Here is a 6475-nt window from a genome sequence, read left to right as displayed (position 1 = left end):
GAACTGCGGGCCCGGGAGAAAACCTCGGGCGCGATCAAGGCGCTGCTGGATCTGGCACCGGCGACGGCCCGAAAGCTGGATGACCAGGGCGACGAGTCCGATGTGTCGCTGGATCAGGTCAAGGTGGGTGATCGCCTGCGAGTGCGCCCGGGGGACAAGGTGCCGCTGGACGGTGAGTTACTTGAAGGCAGCTCCAACGTGGATGAGTCCATGGTGACCGGTGAGCCTCTTGCAGTCAGCAAAAAGTCTGGCGACCAAGTGATTGGCGGCAGTATTAACCAACAGGGCAGCTTTATCATGCGGGCCGACAAGGTTGGCCGGGACACCATGCTTTCCCAAATCGTGCAGATGGTGGCCAGCGCCCAACGCAGCCGCGCACCGATCCAGGGGCTTGCCGATAAGGTGGCGAGCTGGTTTGTGCCCACCGTGATCCTAATTGCCATTGTTGCCTTTATAGCCTGGTCATTCCTTGGGCCGACACCGCCCATGGCGTTCGGGCTGATTGCGGCGGTCAGTGTTCTGATCATTGCCTGCCCTTGCGCACTGGGTCTGGCAACGCCCATGTCGATCATGGTAGGTGTTGGCCGCGGCGCCCAAAGTGGTGTGCTGATCCGCGATGCGGAAGCCCTTGAACGCATGGAAAAGGTAGATACGGTGGTAGTGGATAAGACCGGCACGTTGACAGAGGGGCAGCCACAAATCACCCGAATTGTTACAGCGAATGGGTACGATGACGATGCTTTGATGCGTTTTGCGGGCGGACTCGAGAAAGGCAGTGAGCATCCACTGGCCCACGCCATTCTGGACAAAGCCAAGGGCATGGAGCTGAAGCTGCCGGATGCGGAAGACTTCGATTCTCCCAACGGTAAAGGGGTAACAGGAAAAATCGACGGCAAGCGGGTGCTGCTTGGTAATCGTCTTCTCATGGAGTCGGAGAATGTCGACACCACTAGATTTGACAGCGATGCCGACGAGCATCGCAAAGATGGTGCTACCGTGATTTTTGCCGCCGTTGATGGAAAAATCGCTGGGCTGTTGGCCATCTCCGATCCCATCAAGAGAACGACCCACGCTGCTATTGTCGCGCTGCAAAAAGACGGCATTCGAGTGGTCATGCTGACTGGCGATAACTACACCTCGGCCGAGGCGGTTGCTCGCAAATTGCATATCGATGAAGTGGAAGCGGAGGTGCTGCCGGAAGATAAGGGCAAGATCGTCCAGCGTCTGAAAGATGAAGGGGGTGTTGTCGTGATGGCGGGTGATGGCGTTAACGACGCGCCTGCATTGGCAACGGCGGACGTGGGGGTGGCCATGGGCACCGGCACAGATGTGGCCATCGAAAGCGCGGGCATTACGCTGCTGCGCGGCGACTTGATGGGTATTGTAGAAGCGCGTCGTCTGTCGCTGGCGACCATGCGCAATATCCGACAGAACCTGTTCTTTGCTTTTGTGTACAACTCCGCGGGCGTTCCGATTGCGGCGGGGGTTTTGTACCCGTTCTTCGGGATACTGCTTTCACCGATCTTCGCGGCTGCTGCAATGTCGCTGTCGTCTTTCAGCGTGATTGTGAATGCATTGCGCCTGCGAGTTATCAAGCTTGGCCCCAAGTAATAATCGCTGGTGCCGTACACTATTGATCGAACCATAGAAGATGCTGATTTTGAGGTGGTTGACAAACGAGCGCGTCAGTCTCTCACGGATAACTGCTTCGGGGTGCTGATCGAAATCGACGTCAAAACCACGATGAAGGAGAAGCTGGGCACGGAAATACCTGCCTACCGGATCTTTGGGCATGCAATCCTAGGCCATCGGCGTGGAGCCTCGAGTAGGGGCTATTTTGCCATAGCTGGCGCCTTAAGCGACTTCATCCGTGATCTGTTGACCGTGATCAAGTTCCACGGGGTTTGCTCAGCCCGTTCAACTTTAATCCAACTCATTGTGATTAACTCTCTAGGTGTGTAAAGCCAACAGGTTGCTTATAACAGGAAGTCTGCTGATGCGCGGTCGCAGATAACGGCTTTGCAATCGCTTGAGAAGCAACTCGTTTCCCTGAGAGCGAGGTGCAACGATGGCCGTGAAGTTGATGCTTGCGGGGTTCTTGCTGGCATCAGCGAGGGCATCTTACAACCGCAATAGATCAAAGTGTCGATTTTATAGTTCTTAACCACGCCGCCACCTGTCGACATAAGCCTCGGTACCCAGCATGCCAACAGGCGCCTGGAATGGCATCGAGAGACACTTTCACGCTTCATCAAGTAATGCTATTGAAGGCTGTGGCGTAGAGAAGAGCATGCCAGAGGGAGCAGAGCTGGCGATCAATAGTTACATAGCTCAATATTAAACGTTGACATGGGGGCTACCCCAAGGTTTATGTTGTTAATAGCACATTGCTTCGGACTATGCTGACACCATATGTTTATTGCTCGGTTTTTCATTAGTTGCCTATTTCTGCTTAGCATCTCCTTGCAGGGGATGGCAGCGGTGCAATTGGCGCAGCCTTGCCCCATGGAACAAACCATGATGCAGGCAGACATGGATGACCGTTGCAGCATGATGTCCGCCATGCCACAAAACGATTGTTGTCTGGATGGTCAATCCAACACGCACAGCGGCCCGGTTTGCAAGCCTGGCCAGGAGTGCCATGCTGGGCAGCTCTCGATCATGAATACGGCTCCGGCGGTTTCTTTTCAGGCAGCAAATCCGGCTACCCCTCATTTTTCTAACCCTCTCTATCTCCCCCTTGCCTTATCTACCATCTGGCGACCGCCTCTAGCACTTTCTCACTGATCTTTTCGGGGTCCGGCCTGGTCTGGGCCCACTGAGGGCGCGTTGCGCGCCATGATCCGTGTTGGAGTGACACATGTATTGGATATTTCTGAGCGCCGGCCGGTATCGGCGCGCACTCGGCTGGCTAGCGCCCTCCCTGCTGCTAGCTAGTGTCCAGGCGTTTGGGGCAGAAGGCCTGACTTTTAATCAGGCGCTACAGCTCGCCTTACGTCAATCACCGGAATTGCGGGCGGAATCGGCCCGCGTCGAGGCCGCTCAGCAGGCAGAAGGGCCTGCCGATGCTTTGCCCGATCCCACCCTGATTCTTGGCCTCGACAATGTACCTGTGGATGGCGCCGATCGTTACAGCCTGTCGAGTGATTTCATGACCATGCAGCGTATTGGTGTAACCCAGCGTTTCCCCAATCGCAGCAAACGCACAGCAAGGGCAGAAGGTGCCAGACAGCAAATCGGCTTAACGGAGGCCACGAAAGAGGCCACTCGTCTGGCCGTGCTGCGTCAGACCGCTCAAGCCTGGATTGAGCTCCACACTCTGGATCGTCAACTAGTCCTGCTGGAAGAACTCATTGCTGAAAATCGTTTGTTCGACAAGGCAGTGCGTGCCCGGCTTTCATCGGGTCAAGGAAAGGCTATTGATAGCGTGGCACCCAGGCAGGAAGCCGTGACATTACTGGATCGGCGAGATGCTCTTCTGGCCAGGCAACGCCAGGCTAAGGCTCGTTTAATACGCTGGCTGGGGGAAGCCGGCCGGCAATCACCGGCTGGCCAAGCACCTGATTTCGCCATCAATGCTGAACAGTTACTGAATAGCCTGCATAAGCACCCTGAACTTGAGATAGCGTCGCGTCAGGCTTCTGTCGCCCAGGCTAACGCGGACGAGGCTCGTGCCGCCAAGAAGCCGGACTGGGCTTTAACTCTGGCTTATATGAATCGTGAAGAATTCAGTGACATGGCGATGCTACAGGTCAATGTGGACCTGCCATTGTTCAGCCGGTCGCGCCAGGGGCCTCGCATTGCCTCGGCGGAAGCTGAGTGGCAAGCACTGGAATCTCGTGCAGAGGCGGTACGTCGCGAACATGAAGCGATGCTGCAGAGCGATCTGGCCGAATATGAACGCCTGGAACGCACGCTTGCCCGGCAACGGGAGCGACTGGTGCCTCTGGCAAAAGAGAAAGTGGGATTGGCTAGGGCCGCTTGGCGCGGCGGTGATGGCAGTTTGGCCGATCTTGTACGGGCACGTAGCGAATGGCTGGACGCCAAACTGAAGGAGATTGATCTCAGCGGGCAGTATGACCAGCAGGCAGCCGCCCTCCATTTTACCTACGACCACCACGGCATGGTGGGCGAGGAGCAAGATAATGAACATTAAACGCAATGCCTTGATCGGTTTGGCTGCCTCGCTGTTGTTGCTAGCCGGAATATATTTGGGCCGTTACGTCACCCCTTCGCAGAGCAGTATATCGATGGCGATGGACAGCGGTGAAACCAACAGCAAAGCGGATGAAAAGGAAGTGCTGTACTGGTATGACCCTATGTATCCCCAGCAGCACTTTGACGAGCCCGGGCCCTCACCTTTCATGGATATGGAGTTGGTGCCCCGTTATGCCAATGGTGGTGATGATAGCGATCAGCCAACGGTCCGTATTGATGCAGCCATGGTACAAAATCTGGGAATTCGCAGTGCCTCGGTGGTCGTGGCTCAGTCACAATCTCAGCTTGATGTCACGGGGTTGATTGCTTACAACGACCGCGCCCTGACACGCCTGCAAAGCCCCGCGCCTTCCTTCGTAGACAAGGTCTGGCCTCTGGCTGAGGGCGACACTATCTCCAGTGGTCAGCCGCTGATGCAATTGAGAGTTCCGGCCTGGACTGGAGCTCAGCATGAATGGCTGGCCGTGCTCGGCAGCGGCAACAACGAACTGATCGTCGCCGGGCGGGAGCGCCTGTTGTCATTGGGCATGCCTGCATCCCTGATCCGAAGTATTGAACGCCAACGTAAACCGCTGGAAACCTGGACGGTGACAGCTCCGCATGATGGCGTGATACGCAGTCTCAATGCTCGTGCTGGCATGACGCTGTCGGCCGGTGCTCCCGTGGCGGAGATTCAGTCACTCAACCCCGTGTGGGTGGAGATAGCAGTCCCGGAACGCCAATTGGGGCAAGTCAGTAGTGGTAACGCTGTTGACGTGACCGTTCAAGGAGTGAAGCCAGCACTGCGTGAGGGGCAAGTTGCCGACATTCTGCCTCTGGTGGATCAGTCCAGCCGAACTGTGCCGGTGCGAGTGACCTTGTCCAATGACGAGGGTGATCTGCGTCCGGGCATGAGCGCTCAGGTACGCATTCATGGCGAAGCCACACAGAAAGCATTGGCCGTACCAACCGCAGCCTTATTGCATACAGGAAAGCGCAGCCTGGTGATGCTTGATGAGGGGGAGGGTCGATATCGTCCGCAGGCAGTGTTGCCGGGGGGCGAGCTGGGAGACCAAACGCTGATCCTGGCAGGGCTGAAGGAAGACCAGAAGGTGGTTGTCAGTGGTCAGTTCCTGCTCGATTCCGAAGCCAGCCTGCAAGGCATTGCCGTTCAGGAGCTGGCTATGTCAGATGAGACGGAAATGATGAACGCACTGCACTATGCCGAAGGTGTTGTCGAGCAACTGAATGGCAGCAAAATAATGCTGGACCATGGCCCTTTCAAGAGCTTGTCCATGCCTGCCATGACCATGCGTTTTAACCTGGCGAATGAACAAGTAGGCAAAGGGATATCGGTAGGTGATCGCGTGCGCATTGGCATTCGTGATACAGACAAAGGGTTGATTGTGGAGCGCCTAGAAAAGCAGGTGGCGGAACAAAAAGACACCCAAGTGAATTCGTTGCATTACGCCGAGGGGGTTATCGAGGGGCTATCCGACGGCAAGGTCAAGCTTAAACACGGTCCTTTTAAGACGCTCGGTATGCCTCGCATGACCATGCGCTTTCGTCTTGCCAGCGAACAGGTGGCCAGCGATATAGCAGTGGGCGATCGTGTGCGCGTCGGCGTCAAAGATACCGATAATGGCTTGACTGTGGTGTCTCTCGACAAACAGGAGGTTGCACCATGATCGCTACCCTGATTCGCTGGTCGTTGGCTAACCGATTTTTGGTGCTGCTGGCGACGCTGTTCATGAGTGCGTGGGGGATCTGGTCTATCAACAATACCCCCGTAGATGCTTTACCGGATCTGTCCGATGTACAGGTGATTATCCGCACCAGTTACCCAGGTCAGGCACCGCAGCTGGTGGAAAAACAGGTTACCTATCCACTTGCCACCACCATGCTGGCCGTGCCAGGTGCGCGCACAGTACGTGGTTACTCGTTCTTCGGTGATAGTTATGTTTACGTGTTGTTTGAAGATGGTACCGACTTGTATTGGGCACGCTCACGGGTGTTGGAATACCTTAGTCAGGTCCAGTCTGAATTGCCGCGTACAGCACGACCATCACTTGGGCCAGACGCTACCGGTGTCGGCTGGATTTATCAGTACGCATTGATCGATCGCACCGGCCAGCATGATCTATCGCAACTAACCTCGATACAGGACTGGTTTCTAAAATACGAGCTGCAGACTCTGCCTGACGTTGCAGAAGTGGCAACCATAGGCGGCATGGTACGTGAATATCAGGTAGTCCCTGGGGTTCTACCCCGTTTCCAC

4 protein-coding genes and 1 pseudogene are annotated in these 6475 nt (G+C 55.9%); all 5 read left to right on the top strand.

What is annotated here, in order from left to right; translation table 11 throughout:
• Positions 1 to 1611, top strand: a 1611-nt coding sequence (locus Q672_RS26735) for a copper-translocating P-type ATPase (protein WP_022985557.1), incomplete at its 5' end; no start/stop codon positions are given.
• 390 nt (positions 1612 to 2001) lie between these two features.
• Positions 2002 to 2136 (top strand): annotated as a pseudogene (locus Q672_RS33975) (Cd(II)/Pb(II)-responsive transcriptional regulator); the annotation flags it as partial.
• Between the two features lie 724 nt (positions 2137 to 2860).
• The gene (locus Q672_RS26725) at positions 2861 to 4156 is read left to right on the top strand and encodes a TolC family protein (RefSeq protein ID WP_022985555.1); all 1296 of its coding nucleotides are present in this window, start codon (positions 2861 to 2863) and stop codon (positions 4154 to 4156) included.
• Entirely contained in the window at positions 4146 to 5885 is a 1740-nt protein-coding gene (locus Q672_RS26720) for an efflux RND transporter periplasmic adaptor subunit (RefSeq protein WP_022985554.1), read from the top strand. Before Q672_RS26725 ends, Q672_RS26720 begins: the two co-directional genes overlap by 11 nt.
• Positions 5882 to 6475, top strand: a 594-nt coding sequence (locus tag Q672_RS0117200; protein ID WP_031226510.1) for an efflux RND transporter permease subunit, incomplete at its 3' end; no start/stop codon positions are given. The genes Q672_RS26720 and Q672_RS0117200, both read left to right, overlap by 4 nt.

The sequence above is a fragment of the Alcanivorax sp. P2S70 genome, from assembly GCF_000475295.1.
In the GTDB taxonomy this organism is placed as follows: Bacteria; Pseudomonadota; Gammaproteobacteria; order Pseudomonadales; family Alcanivoracaceae; genus Alcanivorax; species Alcanivorax profundi.
The sequence above is the reverse complement of the archived record's forward strand: the minus strand, read 5'-3'. Positions and strand labels throughout refer to the sequence as shown.